At 66.0% G+C, this 18,089-nt stretch carries 13 protein-coding genes; all 13 read left to right on the top strand.

Translation table 11 applies throughout. The annotated features are described in order from the left end of the window. The first annotated feature begins 10 nt into the window (after positions 1-10). The 13 genes from ACFPN5_RS11490 (at position 11) to yjfF (ending at position 18,061) form a co-directional block, all read left to right on the top strand. Entirely contained in the window at positions 11-898 is an 888-nt protein-coding gene (locus ACFPN5_RS11490) for an SMP-30/gluconolactonase/LRE family protein (RefSeq protein WP_379783293.1), read from the top strand. A gap of 161 nt (positions 899-1,059) precedes the next feature. Beyond that, positions 1,060-2,802 carry an IlvD/Edd family dehydratase gene (locus tag ACFPN5_RS11495; protein WP_379783295.1) on the top strand — a complete coding sequence of 581 codons (1,743 nt, stop codon included), beginning with the start codon at positions 1,060-1,062 and terminating at the stop codon, positions 2,800-2,802. Between the two features lie 96 nt (positions 2,803-2,898). Continuing rightward, positions 2,899-3,891, top strand: coding sequence for an AraD1 family protein (araD1, locus tag ACFPN5_RS11500; RefSeq protein WP_379783297.1), 993 nt, complete (start codon positions 2,899-2,901; stop codon positions 3,889-3,891). Then, complete coding sequence (locus ACFPN5_RS11505) at positions 3,888-5,459, top strand: aldehyde dehydrogenase (NADP(+)) (RefSeq protein WP_379783299.1); 1,572 nt, start codon at positions 3,888-3,890, stop codon at positions 5,457-5,459. The genes araD1 and ACFPN5_RS11505 overlap by 4 nt, the downstream gene beginning before the upstream one ends. 33 nt (positions 5,460-5,492) lie before the next feature. After that, entirely contained in the window at positions 5,493-6,260 is a 768-nt protein-coding gene (locus tag ACFPN5_RS11510; RefSeq protein WP_379783301.1) for an SDR family NAD(P)-dependent oxidoreductase, read from the top strand. A 142-nt stretch (positions 6,261-6,402) separates the two neighbouring features. Next, entirely contained in the window at positions 6,403-8,322 is a 1,920-nt protein-coding gene (locus ACFPN5_RS11515; protein ID WP_379783303.1) for a glycoside hydrolase family 97 protein, read from the top strand. A 26-nt stretch (positions 8,323-8,348) separates the two neighbouring features. After that, positions 8,349-9,896 (top strand): alpha-N-arabinofuranosidase, encoded by a 1,548-nt coding sequence (locus ACFPN5_RS11520; protein ID WP_379783305.1) that lies wholly within the window; start codon positions 8,349-8,351, stop codon positions 9,894-9,896. Positions 9,897-9,982: 86 nt separating this feature from the next. Next, positions 9,983-11,011: an arabinan endo-1,5-alpha-L-arabinosidase gene (locus tag ACFPN5_RS11525; RefSeq protein WP_379783307.1), complete on the top strand. Its 1,029-nt coding sequence runs from the start codon at positions 9,983-9,985 to the stop codon at positions 11,009-11,011. Positions 11,012-11,021: 10 nt separating this feature from the next. Then, the gene (locus ACFPN5_RS11530) at positions 11,022-13,367 is read left to right on the top strand and encodes a beta-L-arabinofuranosidase domain-containing protein (protein WP_379783309.1); all 2,346 of its coding nucleotides are present in this window, start codon (positions 11,022-11,024) and stop codon (positions 13,365-13,367) included. Positions 13,368-13,508: 141 nt separating this feature from the next. After that, complete coding sequence (locus ACFPN5_RS11535; protein WP_379783311.1) at positions 13,509-14,468, top strand: ABC transporter substrate-binding protein; 960 nt, start codon at positions 13,509-13,511, stop codon at positions 14,466-14,468. Between the two features lie 7 nt (positions 14,469-14,475). Then, the gene (locus tag ACFPN5_RS11540; RefSeq protein WP_379783313.1) at positions 14,476-15,999 is read left to right on the top strand and encodes a sugar ABC transporter ATP-binding protein; all 1,524 of its coding nucleotides are present in this window, start codon (positions 14,476-14,478) and stop codon (positions 15,997-15,999) included. Continuing rightward, positions 15,996-17,060, top strand: coding sequence for an ABC transporter permease (locus ACFPN5_RS11545; protein WP_379783315.1), 1,065 nt, complete (start codon positions 15,996-15,998; stop codon positions 17,058-17,060). The genes ACFPN5_RS11540 and ACFPN5_RS11545 overlap by 4 nt, the downstream gene beginning before the upstream one ends. 26 nt (positions 17,061-17,086) lie before the next feature. Beyond that, complete coding sequence (gene yjfF, locus ACFPN5_RS11550; RefSeq protein WP_379783447.1) at positions 17,087-18,061, top strand: galactofuranose ABC transporter, permease protein YjfF; 975 nt, start codon at positions 17,087-17,089, stop codon at positions 18,059-18,061. The last annotated feature ends 28 nt before the right edge of the window (positions 18,062-18,089 follow it).

Genomic DNA, 18,089 nt, shown 5'->3' on the forward strand with positions numbered 1-18,089 from the left:
GGGAGCCAACATGATGGACGTATTCATCGACGCCCGCCACGAGCTGGGCGAATGCATCCTGTGGTGCGAGCGCACCGGGCGCCTGTTGTGGACCGACATTCCGGCCGCCACGCTGTGGGCGCACTCGCCGTCGACCGGCAAGACCGCTAGCTGGCCCATGCCCGAGCGCCTCTGTTCGTTTGCGCTGACCGGCAGCGACGACCGCCTGCTGCTTGGCTTGGCTTCCGGCCTGGCCTTCTTCACCTTCTCGACCGGCGCCGTGACGCGCATCCTCGATGTCGAAGCCGATATCCCGTCCACGCGCCTGAACGACGGCCGCTGCGACCGCCAGGGACGTTTCGTGTTCGGCATGTTTAACCAGGACCCGGGCCCGAAGGCGCCCGTCGGCAGTTTCTATCGCCTGAACCTCGACCTGACGCTCGAGCGCCTGCCGCTGGGGAATGTCGCGATCGCGAACAGCATCTGCTTCAGCCCGGACGGGCGCAGGATGTACTTTGCCGATTCGGTGACGCGCGAGATCCGCTGCTGCGACTACAACCCGTGCAGTGGCGAGATCGGCGAGTCGCGCACTTTTGTCGCTGCCGCTGCCGCGCCGGGAGAACCGGACGGTTCCACAATCGACGCCGAAGGCTGCCTGTGGACGACGCGCTGGGGCGCCGGGCAGGTGATGCGCTTCACGCCCGATGGCCGGCTCGACCGGGTGCTGGAACTGGGCGCGCCGCAGCCGAGCTGCCCCGCGTTCGGCGGGCCGGGCCTGTCGACACTGTACGTCACCTCGGCCCACCTGGGCATGGGGGAGGGCGAGCGCGCCGCGGCGCCCCTGTCCGGGGCGCTGTTCCAGCAGCGCCTTGACCTGCGCGGCCTGCCGGAATCGCGCTTCCTGCACGCCGGTTCGTGAATGCGGTTCAAGAGCATGACTTGATACGAAAATCGGTATCGATATCGTTAAATAATTGATTGGAAAGTTATCTGGCTGCATTTTAGACTTCACTATCGCTGAACAACACGACATGAGAGGGGGCATCAGCCTCCCGTGGCGGAGATAATGAGGAGGAATGCATGTCCGAGACGAAGAAAAAAACCACGCTGCGCTCGGCCGCGTGGTTCGGGACCCAGGACAAGAACGGCTTCATGTACCGGAGCTGGATGAAGAACCAGGGCATCCCCGACCATGAATTCCAGGGCAAGCCGATCATCGGCATCTGCAATACCTGGTCTGAACTGACTCCCTGCAACGCGCACTTCCGCAAGATTGCCGAGCACGTCAAGCGCGGCATCTTCGAGGCCGGCGGCTTCCCGGTCGAATTCCCGGTCTTCTCGAGCGGCGAATCGAACCTGCGCCCGACCGCGATGCTGACCCGGAACCTCGCCAGCATGGATGTCGAAGAGTCGATCCGCGGCAACCCGATGGACGCCGTCGTCCTGCTGGTCGGCTGCGACAAGACCACCCCGGCCCTGCTGATGGGCGCGGCCAGCGTCGACATCCCGACCATCGTCGTCACCGGCGGCCCCATGCTCAACGGTAAGCTGAACGGCAAGGACATCGGTTCCGGCACCGCCGTCTGGCAGCTGCACGAGCAGGCCAAGGCCGGCCAGATCACGATGCACGATTTCCTCTCCGCCGAAGCCGGCCACTCGCGCTCGGCGGGCACCTGCAACACGATGGGCACGGCGTCCACCATGGCCTGCATGGCCGAGGCGCTGGGCACTTCGCTGCCGCACAACGCCGCCATCCCCGCGGTCGACGCGCGCCGCTACGTGCTGGCGCACATGTCGGGCATCCGCATCGTCGAGATGGTGCACGAAGACCTGAAGCTGTCGAAAATCCTCAAGCGCGAAAACTTCGAGAACGCCATCCGCGTCAACGCCGCGATTGGCGGCTCGACCAACGCCGTGATCCACCTGAAGGCAATCGCCGGCCGCATGGGCGTGCCGCTCGAGCTGGAAGACTGGACCAACATCGGCAAGGGCACCCCGACCATCGTCGACCTGCTCCCGTCGGGCAAATACCTGATGGAGGAGTTTTATTACGCCGGCGGCCTGCCGGGCGTGATCCGCCGCCTGGGCGAAGGCGGCCTGCTGGCCAACAAGGACGCGCTGACCGTCAACGGCAAGTCGCTCTGGGAGAACTGCCAGGACGCGCCGATCTACAACGACGAAGTGATCCGTCCGCTCGACACGCCGCTGATCGAAGACGGCGGTATCCGCATCCTGCGCGGCAACCTGGCGCCGCGCGGCGCGGTGCTGAAACCCTCGGCCGCGTCGCCGCACCTGATGCAGCACCGCGGCAGGGCAGTCGTGTTCGAGGACTTCGACCACTACAAGCAGCGCATCGTCGACCCGGACCTGGACGTGGATGCGAACTCCATCCTGGTCATGAAGAACTGCGGCCCGAAGGGGTATCCGGGGATGGCCGAAGTCGGCAACATGGGCCTGCCGCCGAAGCTGCTGGCCCAAGGCATCACCGACATGGTGCGCATCTCGGACGCACGCATGAGCGGCACCGCCTACGGCACCGTCGTGCTGCACGTGGCGCCGGAAGCGATGGCCGGCGGACCGCTGGGCATCGTCCGCGACGGCGACTGGATCGTGCTCGATTGCGCTGGCGGCGGCCTGAACCTGGAACTGTCGGACGAAGAGATCCGCACCCGCCTGGCCGACCGCGCGGAGAACAACAAGCCGGTGCAGCACAGCGGCTACCAGCGGCTGTATCTCGATCACGTGCTGCAGGCCGACGAAGGCTGCGATTTCGATTTCCTCGTCGGCTGCCGTGGGTCGGCGGTGCCGAAGCATTCGCATTGATTCGAACGTAGGGTGGACGGCTCCGCCGTTCACGCGTTCAACCAGCCCCTGAACACTCGAATCGCCAAAACAAACCATCATCGGGAGACCCGGGCCATGCTGCTCGTACAATTCATCACCGAATCACAGGAACGCCGCGTCGGCATCCTGCACGACAACACCATCCGCGTCGTCAACGGCTATGCCACGACGCTCGACCTGGCGCGCGCCGCCATTGCCGCCGGCGCCACGCTGGCCCAACTGGCCGACAGCGCCGCCAGCCAGGAACATTACCACTACGACGACGTCGCGCGTGATGGCCGCATCCTGCCGCCGCTCGACCACTCGGACGCCGCCCACTGCTACGTCACCGGCACCGGCCTGACCCACCTGGGCAGCGCCGACACGCGCGACGCCATGCACAAGAAGATCGGCGGCGACGTCGACTCGCTGAGCGACTCGATGAAGATGTTCCGCATGGGTGTCGAAGGCGGCAAGCCGGCCTCCGGAACCGCCGGTGTCCAGCCGGAATGGTTCTACAAGGGCGACGGCTCGATCGTGCGTGCTACCGGCCAGGCGCTCGAGATGCCCGACTTCGCGCTCGACGGCGGAGAGGAGCCGGAAATCGCCGGCCTCTACCTCATCGGCGACGACGGCCAGCCTTACCGCCTCGGTTTCGCGATCGGCAACGAGTTCTCGGACCACGTCACCGAACGCCAGAACTACCTCTACCTGGCCCACTCGAAGCTGCGCAACTGCGGCGTCGGCCCGGCGCTGCTGGTCGGCGAGCTGCCAAGCCACGTGTCCGGCACCTCGCGCATCCTCGACCGCGACGGCAAGGTGCGCTGGGAAAAGGCGTTTGTGAGCGGCGAGCAGAACATGTCGCACACCATCGAAAACCTCGAGTACCACCATTTCAAGTACGGCCTGTTCAACCGCGCCGGCGACGTGCACATCCACTTCTTCGGCACCGCCACGCTGAGCTTCGCCGACAGCATTCGCGTCGAAGCGGGCGAGACCTTCGAAGTCGAGTCGCCGCAATTCGGCCCGGCCCTGCGCAACCGCCTGGCGGTCGAGGAGACCCGGTTCGCCCAGGTGAAGGCCTTATGAGCATCAGCGGCGAAGCCATCATTGGCGGCGTCCACGAACGGGGTGCCGCCGGTTCGTTCAAGGCTTGGGATCCCGCCAGGCGCGACTACCTCGAGCCGTCCTTCCACATGGTGGACGCCGCGCAGATCGACCGCGCCTGCACGCTGGCGGGCGAGGCCTTCGACATCTTCCGCAGCACTACCGACCGCCAGCGCGCGGCCTTCCTCGACACCGTCGCCGAGCAGATCCTCGCCCTCGGCGATGCGCTGATCGAACGCGCAATGGCGGAGACGGGCCTGCCGCGCATGCGCCTCGAAGGCGAGCGTGGCCGCACCTGCGGCCAGCTGCGCCTGTTCGCCGAGCTGCTGCGCGAAGGCTCGTGGCGCGATGCGCGCATGGATACGGCGCTGCCGCAGCGCACCCCGCCGCGCCCGGACCTGCGCTATCACCTCATCGGCGTCGGCCCGGTTGCCGTGTTCGCGGCATCGAACTTCCCGCTGGCGTTCTCGGTGGCCGGCGGCGACACCGCATCGGCGTTCGCGGCCGGCTGCCCGGTCGTCCTGAAGGCCCATTCGGCCCATCCGGGCACCTCGGAACTGGTGGCACGCGCGGTGGTAGAGGCGGTGCGCCTGTGCGGCCTGCCGCCCGGCGTGTTCGCGCTGCTGACCGGCACCGGCAACGGTATCGGCCAGGCCCTGGTGCGCCACCCGGCCATCCAGGCGGTCGGCTTCACCGGCTCGCGCTCGGGCGGCACCGCGCTGATGGCAGTGGCTGCCGCGCGCAGTCAGCCGATTCCCGTGTACGCCGAAATGAGCAGCATCAATCCCCTGATCATCCTGCCGCACGCGCTGGGTGACCGCGGCGCGGATATCGGCAAGGGCTTCGCCGCCTCGCTGACCATGGGCGTCGGCCAGTTCTGCACCAACCCCGGCCTCGTGCTCGCGGTCGACGGTCCGGGCCTGGACGCATTCTGCGGCGCGGCCGGCGAGGCACTGGTGGCGGCGCCAGCCGCCGTCATGCTGAACCAGGGCATCGCGGAAAGCTACCGCAAGGGCGTCGCGGCGCTGCACACGAACGATGCGGTCACGACGCTGGCGCGGGTCGAACACGATGAGGGTCAAGGCGGCGCCGCGCTGTTTCGCACCAGCGCCGAGCAGTTCCTGGCGCGCCACGAGCTGCACGACGAAGTCTTCGGCCCGGCGTCCGTGCTGGTGGTCTGCCGTGACCTGGCCCAGCTGCGCGAGGTCGTGGAAGGGCTGGAAGGCCAGCTCACCGCCACGCTGCAGATCGACCCGGCCGACCACGACGCGGCCAGGGCGCTGCTGCCGCTGCTGGAACGCAGGGCCGGCCGCATCCTGGCGAACGGTTTCCCGACCGGCGTCGAAGTGTCGAGCGCGATGGTGCACGGCGGCCCGTTCCCGGCCACGGCGGACGGGCGCAGCACCTCGGTGGGCACCGGCGCGATTGCCCGCTTCCTGCGCCCGGTCTGCTACCAGGACCTGCCGCAAGCGCTGCTGCCCGAGGCGCTGCGCGACGATAATCCTCTTGGCATCTGGCGCCGCAAAGACGGCGCATTGACCAAAGAGTAAGGCAACATCACAATAAGACAGATGGAGACAGGTATGACTCAGACGGCAAAGTACCCCAGCCTGCAGGGCCGGCGGGTATTCGTGACGGGTGGCGGGACCGGCATCGGCGAAGCGATCGTGAAGGCGTTCGTGGAGCAGGGCGCGGTGGTCGCCTTTGTCGATATCGCACAGGAGGCGAGCGAAGCGCTGTGCGCGAATCTGGCGAAGCCTGGACAGACCGCTCCCGTGTTCCGCTATTGCGACATCACCGACATCCCGGCGCTGCAGCGCACGATGGCCGAGCTGGCAGCGGAGCTCGGCGACTTCGATGTGCTGGTCAATAACGCGGCCAACGACCAGCGCCACGACATCGAGAACGTCTCGCTCGACTACTGGAACGAGCGCATCGCCATCAACCAGCGCCCCATGTTCTTCACCGCACAGGCAGTCCTGCCGGGCATGAAGAAAAAGGGCGGCGGCTCCATCATCAATTTCTCTTCCATGTCCTGGCATGCCAAGGGCGCCGGCTATCCGGTCTACGCCACCACCAAGTCGGCCGTCATCGGCCTGACCCGCTGCCTGGCGCGCGACCTCGGCCCCTTCGGCGTGCGCGTGAACACCGTCACGCCTGGCTGGGTCATGACCCAGCGCCAGGTCGACCTCTGGGTCGATGCCGAGGCCGAGGTGGAAATCAAGAAGGCCCAGTGCCTGCCGGGCAAGCTCATGCCGGACGATATCGCCGCGATGGTCCTGTTCCTTGGTGCCGACGAAAGCAAGATGTGCACCGCGCAGGACTTCGTGGTCGACGCCGGCTGGACCTGATGTGAGGCGGCTAGCGGCCGCCACATCCATCCGCACCGCTACCTCATGAACCGCCACCCTGGCAAAGGCCAGGGCTCCCGCCTGCGTGCGGGGAGGATGTTGCCGCCAGCAGCGGCTGCGTCACGCTACCAGGAAACCCGTCATGACCGCTCTGACCCGTACCGCGCTGGCGCTCGTCGCCGCCTTCAGCACCCAGGCGCAGGCAGCCTTTCTCACCAGCCCCGACGGGCGCATCTCGGTCGCCGTGACGGCCGCGCCTTCCGGCGCACTGACCTATGCCGTCGCCCGTGAGGGTAAACCCGTCATCCTGCCGTCCCCGCTCGGCCTGCAGCTGCAGGGCGCCGACCTCGCCAGTGGGCTGACGCTGGCCGCCACTTCGCCACGCAAGCTTGTGCGCGACAGTTACGAGCTCGCCGCCGGCAAGAAGCGCAAGGTCAGCTACGCTGCCAACGAACAGGTCTACACCGTGCGTAACGCGCAAGGGCAGGCGATGGACGTCGCCTTCCGCGTCTCGAACGACGGCGTGGCCTTCCGCTATCGGGTGGCCGAGCCGGCGCTGCCGCACAAGCAGTTCGTCTCCGAAGCCACCGGCTTCAACTTCGGCCAGTCCGCCAAGGCCTGGCTGCAGCCGATGTCGGTCGCCCAGACCGGCTGGATGAATACCAATCCCGCCTACGAGGAGCACTACCAGCGCGAAATCGCCGTCGGCACCAAGGCGCCGACCGCCGCCGGCTGGGTCTTCCCGGCGCTGTTCCAGGCGGGCGACACCTGGGTGGCGCTGACCGAGGCGAACATGGACGGCAGCTTCCACGCGTCCCGCCTCGAAGCCGAGTCGCCAAACGGCCGCTACAAGCTCGGCCTGCCCGCCGCGCCCGAAGTGTTTACTAACGGCGCGCTGCTGGCGTCAGCGCGCGGCGAGCTGGTGACGCCATGGCGCATCATCGCGCTGGGAACGCTGCGCACGGTCGTCGAATCGACGCTCGGCACCGATCTCGCCGCGCCCGCAGTCGCATTCGACAAGGCGCGCCTGCAGCCCGGCCACGCCTCGTGGAGCTGGGCCCTGCTCAAGGACGACGGCACCGTCTTCGACATCCAGAAGAAATTCGTCGACTACGCCGCCGACATGCGCTGGGACTACACCCTGGTCGACGCCGACTGGGACCGCAAGATCGGCGACGCCCGGATGCGCGAACTGGTGGCCTACGCGGCGAAGAAGAACATCGGCATCCTCGTCTGGTACAACTCGTCCGGCGCCTGGAACAAGACCGAGTACAGCCCGAAGGGCGCGCTCATCACGCGTGAAGCCCGCGTGCGCGAGTTCGAAAAGCTGCGCGCAATGGGCATCCGGGGCGTCAAGATCGACTTCTTCGCCGGCGACGGCCAGTCCATGATCGCCTATTACGTCGACATCCTGAACGACGCCGCCAAGGCCGGCCTGCTGGTGAACTTCCACGGCGCGACGCTGCCGCGCGGCTGGTCGCGCACCTATCCGCACCTGATGACGGCCGAAGCGGTAAAGGGCTTCGAGTTCACCACCTTCACCCAGGCTGACCAGGACGCCGTGGTGCGCCACGCTGCCATGCTGCCGTTCACGCGCAACCTGTTCGACCCGATGGACTTCACGCCGACGGTCTTCGGCGACATCCCGAAGATCGAGCGCAAGACCCGCAACGGCTTCGAGCTGGCCGAATCGGTGCTGTTCCTGTCCGGGATCCAGCACTTCGCCGAGACGCCGGAAGGCATGGCCACCGCGCCTGCTTACGTCAAAACCTTCCTGCAGGACCTGCCGCGCAGCTGGGACGAGACGCGCTTCGTCGACGGCTATCCCGGCCGCCACGTCGTCATCGCGCGCAGGGCGGGGCAGGCATGGTATGTCGCCGGCCTGAATGCCGACGACGCCGACCGCAGGTTCGAGCTCGACCTCTCCTTCATGGGAAAGCGCAGCGGCACCCTCATCGCCGACGGCCAGGGCAAACGCGAATTCAGCCAGTCCGGCATCAAGGGCGGCAAGCAGACAGTCAGCATCAAGGCCCACGGCGGTTTCGTCGCCGTATTCAAATAAATTTTAAATAGATCAGGGAGACAGCAGTGAAAGCATTCAAGCCCACCATCCTCGCGCTCGCCATCATGGCTGCGTCGGCCTCCGCCTTGGCCCAGGTGAGCGTCACCATCGACGCCACCAAACCCGGCCCGGTCATCAACAAGAACGTCTATGGCCAGTTCGCCGAGCACCTCGGCACCGGCATCTACGAAGGCCTGTGGGTCGGCCCGGGTTCGAAAATCCCGAATACCCGCGGCTGGCGCAACGACGTGGTGGGCGCCCTGAAGGAACTGCAGGTGCCGCTGGTGCGCTGGCCGGGCGGCTGCTTCGCCGACGAGTACCACTGGCGCGACGGCATCGGCGCGCGCAACAAGCGCCCGGTGAAGGTCAACACCCACTGGGGCGGCGTGGCCGAAGACAATGCCGTCGGTACCCACGAGTTCTTCGACCTGGTCGAGATCCTCGGCACCGAAGCCTACATCAACGGCAACCTCGGCTCGGGCACCCCGCAGGAGATGGCCGAGTGGCTCGAGTACATGACCTCGGACACCAAGTCCACGCTGGCCGAACAGCGCCGCAAGAACGGCCGCAAGGAGCCGTACAAGGTGGCCTATTTCGGCATCGGCAACGAAGCCTGGGGCTGCGGCGGCAACATGAAGCCCGAGTACTACGCGCACCTGTACAACCACTACGCCACCTTCCTGAAGACCCCGCCGAACGCGCGTCCGAAGATGATTGCCAGCGGCGGCAACGACAACGACACCAAGTGGACCGAGGTATTGAGCAAGGAAGCCGCGCGCGGCACCGATGGCATCAGCTTCCACTTCTACACCCTCCCGACCGGGGTGTGGGAGAAGAAGGGCGCCGCCACCGGCTTCGGCGAAAACGAATGGTTCTCGACCCTGCAGCAGACCCTGCGCATGGACGGCTTCATCAAGAACAACGTCGCGATCCTCGACAAGAACGACCCGCAGAAGAAGATCGGCTTCTATGTCGACGAATGGGGCACCTGGTACGACGTCGAGCCAGGCACCAACCCGGGCTTCCTGTTCCAGCGTAACACCCTGCGCGATGCGGTCGTGGCGGCGCTGAACTTCAACATCTTCCATGCCCATGCCGAGCGCGTGCGCATGACGAACATCGCGCAGATGGTCAACGTGCTGCAGGCGATGATCATCACCGACAAGGACAAGATGCTGCTGACGCCCACCTACCACGCGTACAAGATGTACGTGCCGTTCCAGGATGCGACCTCGCTGCCGACGGCCGTCAACAACGACGTGTCGTATTCAAGCGATAACAAGAGCATCCCGGGTATCAGCGCCTCGAGCGCCCGCGGCAAGGACGGCAAGGTCTACGTGGCGCTGGTGAACACCAATCCGCGCCAGGCCAGCGATGTCGTGCTCGACCTGAAGGGCCAGAACGTGACGGGAGCTTCCGGCCAGGTGCTGACCTCGGAAGCGATGGACGCGCACAACACCTTCGACAAGCCGCAAGCCGTCAAGCCGGCGCCGTACAGCGCGAAGGCGGTGGATGGCAAGCTGACCCTGAAGCTGCCGGCCAAATCGGTCGTGGTGGTGGCGCTCGAGGGCTAAGGCCTTAGGTGCACCCTTGTGCACCGTTCGCCCACGCTGGCCCCGGCCGGCGTGGGCGAGGATTCAACGACCATCAGGAGCATCGCATGTCTTTATTCTCCCGCTTATTCTCCCATTCGCTCGCCGGCGCGCTCGCGGTTGCGACTGCGCTACCGGCCCTCGCCGCACAGGTGGGCGTGCACGATCCGGTGATGGCCAAAGAGGGCGGCAAGTACTACCTCTTCAGCACCGGCCCCGGCATCACCTTCTACAGCTCCACCGACATGAAGTCGTGGAAGCCGGAGGGGCGCGTGTTCCCGGGCCAACCCGCATGGGCAAAGCGAGCCGCGCCGACGTTCGACGGCCACATCTGGGCGCCGGACATCTACCACCACAACGGCAAGTACTACCTGTACTACTCGGTGTCGGGCTTCGGCCTGAACACCTCGGGCATTGGCGTCACCACCAACACCACGCTCGACCCGCGCTCGCCCAACTACAAATGGGAAGACCAGGGCATGGTGCTGCAATCGGTACCGGGCCGCGACCTGTGGAACGCCATCGACTCGCACGTGATCGACGACGAGAACGGCACGCCATGGATGTCCTTCGGTTCATTCTGGACGGGCCTGAAACTGGTGAAGCTCGACGCCAGCCGCACCAGGCTGGCCGAACCGCAGGAGTGGCACACGATCGCCCGCCGCGACCGCCCGGCCTTTACGCCGGATAAACACGGTGGCGCGGCCCAGATCGAAGCGCCGTTCATCATGAAGAAGAACGGCTGGTACTACCTGTTCGCGTCCTGGGACCTGTGCTGCAAGGGCAAGGACAGCACCTATAAAGTGGTGGTCGGCCGCGCAAAGGCGGTTACAGGGCCTTACCTCGACCGCAAGGGCGTGGACATGGCGAAAGGCGGCGGCTCGCTCGTGATCGAGGGCACGCGCGATTGGAAGGCCCTGGGCCACAACAGCGCCTACACCTTCGACGGCAAGGACTATATGGTGCTGCACGCCTACGAGAGCGCCGACAAGTTCAAGCAGAAGCTGAAAGTGCTGGACATGACATGGGACGGGGATGGCTGGCCCATTGTCGACGCCGCCGACCTGAACCGCTACATGAGTGTCCAACTGCCATGAGATTCGTTCCATGAAAACCCGACTCGCCGCCCTGGCGCTGCTGGTAACGGGTGCGTGGGCCCAGGCGGCCGAGCTGTTCCCGCTGGCCGACGTGCGCCTGAAGCCCGGCCCCTTCCTCGACGCCCAGACCACCGACCTGAACTACATGATGGCGATGGAGCCGGACCGGCTGCTGGCGCCCTTCCTGCGCGAGGCGGGCCTGGCGCCACGCCAGCCGGCCTACGGCAACTGGGAATCGACCGGGCTGGACGGCCACATGGGCGGCCACTACCTGTCGGCGCTGGCGCTGATGCATGCGGCGACCGGCGACCCCGAAACCTTGCGCCGCCTGAACCATTTCGTGGCGGAGCTCAAGCGCGCGCAGGCCGCGAATGGCGACGGCTACCTCGGCGGCATTCCCGGCGGACGCCAGGCCTGGCGCGACGTCGCGGCCGGCAAGCTGGAAGCGGACAACTTCTCGATCAACGGCAAATGGGTGCCGTGGTACAACCTGCACAAGGTGTATGCGGGCCTGCGCGACGCCTGGCGCCATGCCGGCAACGAGGATGCGCGCAGGATGCTGATCGACCTGAGCGACTGGGCGCTGCGCCTCACGGCGCGCCTCTCCGACGAGCAGATGCAGCAGATGCTGCGCAGCGAGCATGGCGGCATGAACGAGATCCTGGCCGACGTGGCGCAGATGACGGGCGAGCGAAAATACCTCGACCTGGCGCTGCGCTTCTCGCACCAGGCGGTGCTGCAGCCGCTGGCGAAAGGCGAAGACAAACTCACCGGCCTGCACGCGAACACGCAGATCCCGAAGGTGATCGGCTTCAAACGCATCGCCGACATGACGGGGCGGCAGGACCTGGATGCCGCCGCAGCCTTCTTCTGGCAGACCGTGGTCGAGCGCCGTTCCGTGGCAATTGGTGGCAACAGCGTCAAGGAGCACTTCCATGACGACAAGGACTTCGGCTCGATGATCAACGAGGTCGAGGGGCCGGAAACCTGCAACACCTACAACATGCTCAAGCTCACCGGGATGCTGTTCCAGTCGCAGCAGAAGGGCAGCTACGGCGACTACTACGAGCGCGCGCTGTACAACCACATCCTGTCCTCGCAGCGCCCCGGCGGCGGCTTCGTCTATTTCACGCCGATGCGGCCGAACCACTACCGCGTGTATTCGCAGGTGGACAAGGGCATGTGGTGCTGCGTCGGCTCCGGCATCGAGAGCCATGCGAAGTACGGTGAGTTCATCTATGCGCACGAGGGCGACGCCCTGTTCGTCAACCTGTTCATTCCCTCGACGCTGCACTGGAAAGCGAAGGGCGTGCGCATCACGCAGAGCACGCGTTTCCCGGACCAGGGCAGCACGCGCCTGACGGTGGACGCGCCTGGCAAATTCGCACTGAAGATCCGCTACCCGGGCTGGGTGGCGGCCGGCAAGCTCACTGTAAAAGTCAACGGCAGGGCGGTAAAAATCGATGCGCAGCCGGGTGGCTACGTGAGCATCGCCCGCGCATGGCGCCGTGGCGATGTCGTCGACGTGCAACTGCCGATGACCACGCGCCTGGAGCAGATGCCGGATCGCTCGAACTACTACGCCGTGCTGCACGGCCCGATCGTGCTGGCGGCAAAAACGCGCCTGTTCGGCGACGAGGGGCTGAACTTCCTTGCGGACGCGTCGCGCATGGGGCATATCGCGCAGGGGCCGGTCTGCCCGCTCGAATCGGCGCCGATGTTGGTCAGCGATTCGCTAACCTTCCTGCGGCGCTTCAAACCGGTGAAGGGCAAGGCCCTGACCTTCACGGCGCCCGGCCTGGTGCACGGTGCCGCGGGCCCGGCCACCGAGTTCATTCCCTTCTTCCGCCTGCACGATTCGCGCTACACGATGTACTGGCAGCATTCCACGCCGGGCAAGCTGCAAGCCATGCTGGCGCAAAATGCCGAAGGCGAGGCCGAGCGCCTGGCGCTGGACGCGCGCACGATCGACAAGGTGGCGCCCGGCGAACAGCAGCCGGAGTCGGATCATTTTTTCAAGGGCGAGGGCAGCGCGACCGGTATCAGCAAGGGCGGGCGCTGGCGGCATGCGAGCAAGTGGTTCAGTTACGAGCTGAATGACCCGAAAGGGGAGGCGAAGCTGTTGCGGCTGACCTTTGCCAGGGCAGATGCCGGACGAAAATTCGACATCCTGGTGAATGGCCAGTTGCTCGCGAAAGTAGCCCTGGACGCGGCATCGGCGCAGGAATTCTATGCTGTCGACTACCCGATTCCGGACGCGATGCGGCAGGCAGCATCAGGCAAGCTCAGCGTGCGCTTTGTCGCCGCCGAAGGATCGATTGCAGGCGGTCTCTACGGCCTTCGCCTCCTGCGCTAGCACGTCGGGCCAGGATCCGCGATCAGGGTAGGCGCGCAACTGACGCATACAAAAAACGGTATCGAAGCGCTCGAAAAATTGATTGGATCAGCATCACACTTTGTCCTAGTATTGCGAGACAACAATACCGGAGACAACGTGATGCTCATCACCCGCAGAACCCTGCTGGGCGCGGCCGCCGCCTTTGCGCTGGCCGCCGCCATCCCCGCCCACGCCAAGCCGCTCACCATCGGTTTCTCCCAGGTCGGCGCCGAAAGCGAGTGGCGCACTGCCAACACCGCTTCGATCAAGAGCGCTGCCAAGCAGGCCGGCGTCAACCTGAAGTTTGCCGACGCCCAGCAGCGCCAGGAAAACCAGGTCAAGGCGATCCGTTCCTTCATCGCCCAGCGCGTCGATGTGATCGCGTTTTCGCCGGTCGTCGAATCCGGCTGGGATACCGTGTTGCGCGAAGCGAAAGCGGCAAAGATTCCCGTCATCCTGACCGACCGCGCGGTCAAGGTCAGCGATCCGTCGCTGTACGTCAGCTTCATCGGTTCCGACTTCGTGGAAGAGGGCCGCCGCGCCGCGCGCTGGCTGGTCGAGCACCAGAAGAAGAACCCGAACCGCGGCTACAACATCGTCGAGCTGCAGGGCACCGTCGGCTCGGCGCCGGCACTCGACCGCAAGGCGGGCTTTGCCGAAGTCATTGCCGGCAACCCGAAGCTGAAGATCATCCGCTCGCAGACCGGCGACTTCACCCGCGCCAAGGGCAAGGAGGTGATGGAAGCCTTCCTCAAGTCCGAGGGTAAAAACATCAACGTGCTGTATGCGCACAACGACGACATGGCCATCGGCGCGATCCAGGCCATCGAGGAAGCGGGCCTGAAACCGGGCAAGGATATCCTCGTGGTGTCGATCGACGGCGTGAAGGGCGCATTCGAGGCCATGTTGCAGGGTAAGCTCAACGTCACCGTCGAGTGCAACCCGCTGCTCGGGCCGCAGCTGGTCCAGACCGCGCAGCTGGTCAAGGCAGGCAAGCCGGTACCGAAGCGCATCACCGTGAACGAAGGCGTGTTCCCGGCTGAAGTCGCGGCCAAGGAATTCCCGAACCGTAAGTACTGAGGCGGCCATGGGAGCCTCGGCAACACAGGTGCCTGTTCTGGAAGTGACCGGCATCCACAAGCAGTTCCCGGGCGTGAAGGCGCTGTCGGATGCGGGCCTGCGCCTGTACCCCGGCGAAGTCCACACGCTGATGGGCCAGAACGGCGCCGGCAAGTCGACCCTGATCAAGGTCCTCACCGGCGTCTACCAGCCCGAGCGCGGCAGCATCGTCCTGGACGGAAAAGCGATCGCGCCAGGCTCGACCCAGGATGCGCAGATTCTGGGCATCAGCACGGTCTACCAGGAAGTCAACCTGTGCCCGAACCTGTCGGTCGCCGAGAACATCTTCATAGGACGCTATCCGCGCCGCTTCGGCATGATCGACTGGCGTGCCATGCGCCGGGACGCCGCCGCGCTGCTGGCGCGCCTGCAGATCGATATCGACGTCAGCAAACCGCTGTCGACCTACCCGCTCGCCATCCAGCAGATGGTGGCCATTGGCCGCGCCCTGAACATCTCGGCGCGCGTCCTGATCCTCGACGAACCCACCTCCAGCCTGGACGAGAACGAAGTCCAGCTGCTGTTCTCGGTGCTGCGCTCCCTGCGCGAGCAGGGCATGGCGATCCTGTTCGTCACCCACTTTTTGGAGCAGACCTACGCGATCTCGGACCGCATCACCGTGATGCGCAACGGCGAGCGCGAAGGCGAGTACCTGTGCAGCGAGCTGTCGCGCCTGGCGCTGGTCAACAAGATGGTCGGCGCGCCCGAGGCGGCGCCGGAGCAGGGCGCGAGCGCGGGCGCGACCAATGCCCCCCAGGGCGAGACCTTCCTGGCGACCCGCGCGTTGGCGCGCAAGGGCGTGCTGGCGCCGGTCGACCTTGCCATCCACAAGGGCGAGCTGCTCGGGCTGGCCGGCCTGCTCGGTTCCGGCCGCACTGAAACGGCGCGCCTGCTGTTCGGCGCCGACAAGGCCGACAGCGGCGCCATCGAGATCGGCGGCCGCAGCCGCAGCTTCTCCACGCCGCGCGACGCCATCGCAGAGGGCATCGGCTTCTGTTCGGAAGACCGCAAGCACGAGGGCGCGATCCTGTCGCTGTCCGTGCGCGAGAACCTGATCCTGGCGCTGCAGGCGCGCCAGGGGCTGTTGCGCGCGATCCCGATGCGCCGCCAGCAGGAACTGGCCACCTATTACGTACAACAGCTGGGGATCAAGACGGCGAGCATCGAGACGCCGATCGGCACGCTCTCCGGCGGCAACCAGCAAAAGGTCCTGCTGGCCCGCTGGCTGGCCACCGAGCCGAAGCTGATGATCCTCGACGAACCCACGCGCGGCATCGATGTGCGCGCGAAGCAGGAAATCATGGACTACGTTACCACCCTGTGCCGCAAGGGCATGTCGATCCTGTTCATCTCGTCCGAGCTGCCCGAGGTGCTGCGCGTGAGCGACCGCATCGTCGTCATGCGCGACCGGAATGTGTGCGGCGAGTACCGCCGCGGTGAGCTCGACGACAGCTCGGTGCTGCACGTGATCGCTGGGGAGGGCTGCGCATGAACGTCCCGCTCAACCCAGCCGCTCTCACGTCCGCGCAGCCGGCCTCGCCCTCGCTGTTCCAGCACCCGCTGTTCCGGCCGCTGGCGGCCCTCGCCGTGCTGCTGCTGATCGACTTCGCCCTGATTCCCGGCTTTTTTAAACTGGAGATCCGCGACGGCCACTTGTATGGCGGCCTGGTGGACATCGTCAACCGCGCAGCGCCCCTGATGCTGGCGGCAATCGGCATGACCCTCGTCATTGCCACGCGCGGCATCGACATCTCGGTCGGCGCCGTGGTGGCGCTGTCGGGCACGGTCGCGTCGATGCTGATCGGCGGCACGATGGTGATGAACAATGGCGTGCCCGAATACGTCGCGCAGACGCCGATGGCGCTGGCGATCCTCGCGGCCCTGGGCGCGGCGCTGCTGTGCGGGCTGTGGAACGGGTTCCTCGTCGCCGGTCTCGGCCTGCAGCCGATCGTCGCCACGCTGATCCTGATGGTCGCGGGGCGCGGCCTGGCGCAGTTGCTGACCGACGGCCAGATCGTCACCGTCTATTACCAGCCCTTCTTCTTCCTCGGCAGCGGCTACCTGTTCGGGCTGCCGTTCGCGCTGTTCGTCGTGGTGGCGGTGTTCGCGGTGACGAGTTTCCTGATGCGCCACACGGCGCTCGGCCTGTTCATCCAGGCCGTCGGCGTGAATCCTGTGGCGGCGCGCCTGGCCGGCATCCGCACTGCGGCGCTGATCGTCTTCGTGTATGTGTTCTCCGCGGCCTGCGCCGGCATGGCCGGGCTGATGATCAGCTCGAATGTAAAAAGCGCGGACGCGAACAACGCCGGCCTGCTGCTGGAACTGGACGCCATCCTCGCCGTGACGCTCGGCGGCACCCTGCTCGCGGGCGGCAAGTTTTCGCTGGTCGGCAGCATCATCGGGGCGCTCATCATCCAGACGCTCACCTACACCATCTATTCGCTGGGCGTGCCGCCCGAGGTCAACATGGTCGTCAAGTCGGTCGTGGTCTTCCTGATCTGCATTTCGCAATCGGACCAGCTCAAGACCCTGTGGAAGAGGAGGGCGGCATGAGTGCGGCCCTGACGAATTTGCGTGCCATGCGCGGGGTAAGCGGGGTGGGTAAACTCGCCGCCGCGCCCTGGTTCACGTCGATGGTGACGGTCGTGCTGCTGCTGGCGATGCTCGTCATCGGCGGCCAGGCCTACGAGGGCTTCCTGTCGCTGCAGGTGATGCTCAACCTCCTGATCGACAACGCCTTTTTGCTGGTGATCGCAATCGGCATGTGCTTCGTGATCCTCTCGGGCGGCATCGACCTGTCGGTCGGCGCGGTGCTGGCGCTGGCGACGATGATTGCGGCCTGGTTGCTGCAGGCGGGCTGGCCGCCGCTGGCGGTGATCGCGCTCGTGCTGCTGGGAGGTAGCGCCTTCGGCGGCGCCATGGGCGCCATCATCCATGTCTTCCGCCTGCAGCCCTTCATCGTGACGCTGGCCGGCATGTTCCTGGCGCGCGGCCTGTGCTACCTGATCAGCATCGAGTCGATCACCATCGAAGACCCGCTGTTCGTGGCGATGTCGCAGACGCAGATCCCCTTCCTCGGCGGCTTCCTGTCGCCGGGGGCGCTGATCGCACTCCTGATGCTGGCCCTGGCCGTGTGGGTGGCGCACTTCTCGTCGTTCGGGCGCGCGGTGTATGCCGTCGGCGGCAACGAGCAGTCGGCCGAGATGATGGGCCTGTCCGTCGGGCGCACCAAGATCCTCGTGTATGCGTTCAGCGGCTTCTGCGCGGCGCTGGCCGGGGTGCTGTTTTCGTTCTACATGCTGTCCGGGTACGGGCTGCATGCGCAGGGCACGGAACTCGACGCCATCGCCGCCGTCGTGATCGGCGGCACGCTGCTGACCGGCGGCTACGGCTACGTGCTGGGCGCGCTGTCCGGCGTGCTGGTGCTGGGCACCATCCAGACCCTGATCGCCTTCGACGGCACCCTCAGCTCGTGGTGGACCAAGATCGTCATTGGGGCGCTGCTGTTCGTGTTCTGCGTGGTGCAGCGCCTGATGGGCATGCGCCAGAAGTAAAGCTGGTCAATACATAAAAAAGATATAC

This window comes from Massilia niabensis, assembly GCF_042655085.1.
GTDB classification, from domain to species: Bacteria; Pseudomonadota; Gammaproteobacteria; order Burkholderiales; family Burkholderiaceae_D; genus Telluria; species Telluria niabensis.

Bases quoted from the DNA above. Each gene is read 5' to 3' on its own strand.
- ACFPN5_RS11535 (WP_379783311.1), top strand. From the start codon at position 13,509: ATGCTCATCACCCGCAGAACCCTGCTGGGCGCGGCCGCCGCCTTTGCG.
- ACFPN5_RS11505 (WP_379783299.1), top strand. From the start codon at position 3,888: ATGAGCATCAGCGGCGAAGCCATCATTGGCGGCGTCCACGAACGGGGT.
- yjfF (WP_379783447.1), top strand. From the start codon at position 17,087: ATGCGCGGGGTAAGCGGGGTGGGTAAACTCGCCGCCGCGCCCTGGTTC.
- ACFPN5_RS11510 (WP_379783301.1), top strand. From the start codon at position 5,493: ATGACTCAGACGGCAAAGTACCCCAGCCTGCAGGGCCGGCGGGTATTC.
- araD1 (WP_379783297.1), top strand. From the start codon at position 2,899: ATGCTGCTCGTACAATTCATCACCGAATCACAGGAACGCCGCGTCGGC.
- ACFPN5_RS11530 (WP_379783309.1), top strand. From the start codon at position 11,022: ATGAAAACCCGACTCGCCGCCCTGGCGCTGCTGGTAACGGGTGCGTGG.
- ACFPN5_RS11545 (WP_379783315.1), top strand. From the start codon at position 15,996: ATGAACGTCCCGCTCAACCCAGCCGCTCTCACGTCCGCGCAGCCGGCC.
- ACFPN5_RS11490 (WP_379783293.1), top strand. From the start codon at position 11: ATGATGGACGTATTCATCGACGCCCGCCACGAGCTGGGCGAATGCATC.
- ACFPN5_RS11525 (WP_379783307.1), top strand. From the start codon at position 9,983: ATGTCTTTATTCTCCCGCTTATTCTCCCATTCGCTCGCCGGCGCGCTC.
- ACFPN5_RS11495 (WP_379783295.1), top strand. From the start codon at position 1,060: ATGTCCGAGACGAAGAAAAAAACCACGCTGCGCTCGGCCGCGTGGTTC.
- ACFPN5_RS11540 (WP_379783313.1), top strand. From the start codon at position 14,476: ATGGGAGCCTCGGCAACACAGGTGCCTGTTCTGGAAGTGACCGGCATC.
- ACFPN5_RS11515 (WP_379783303.1), top strand. From the start codon at position 6,403: ATGACCGCTCTGACCCGTACCGCGCTGGCGCTCGTCGCCGCCTTCAGC.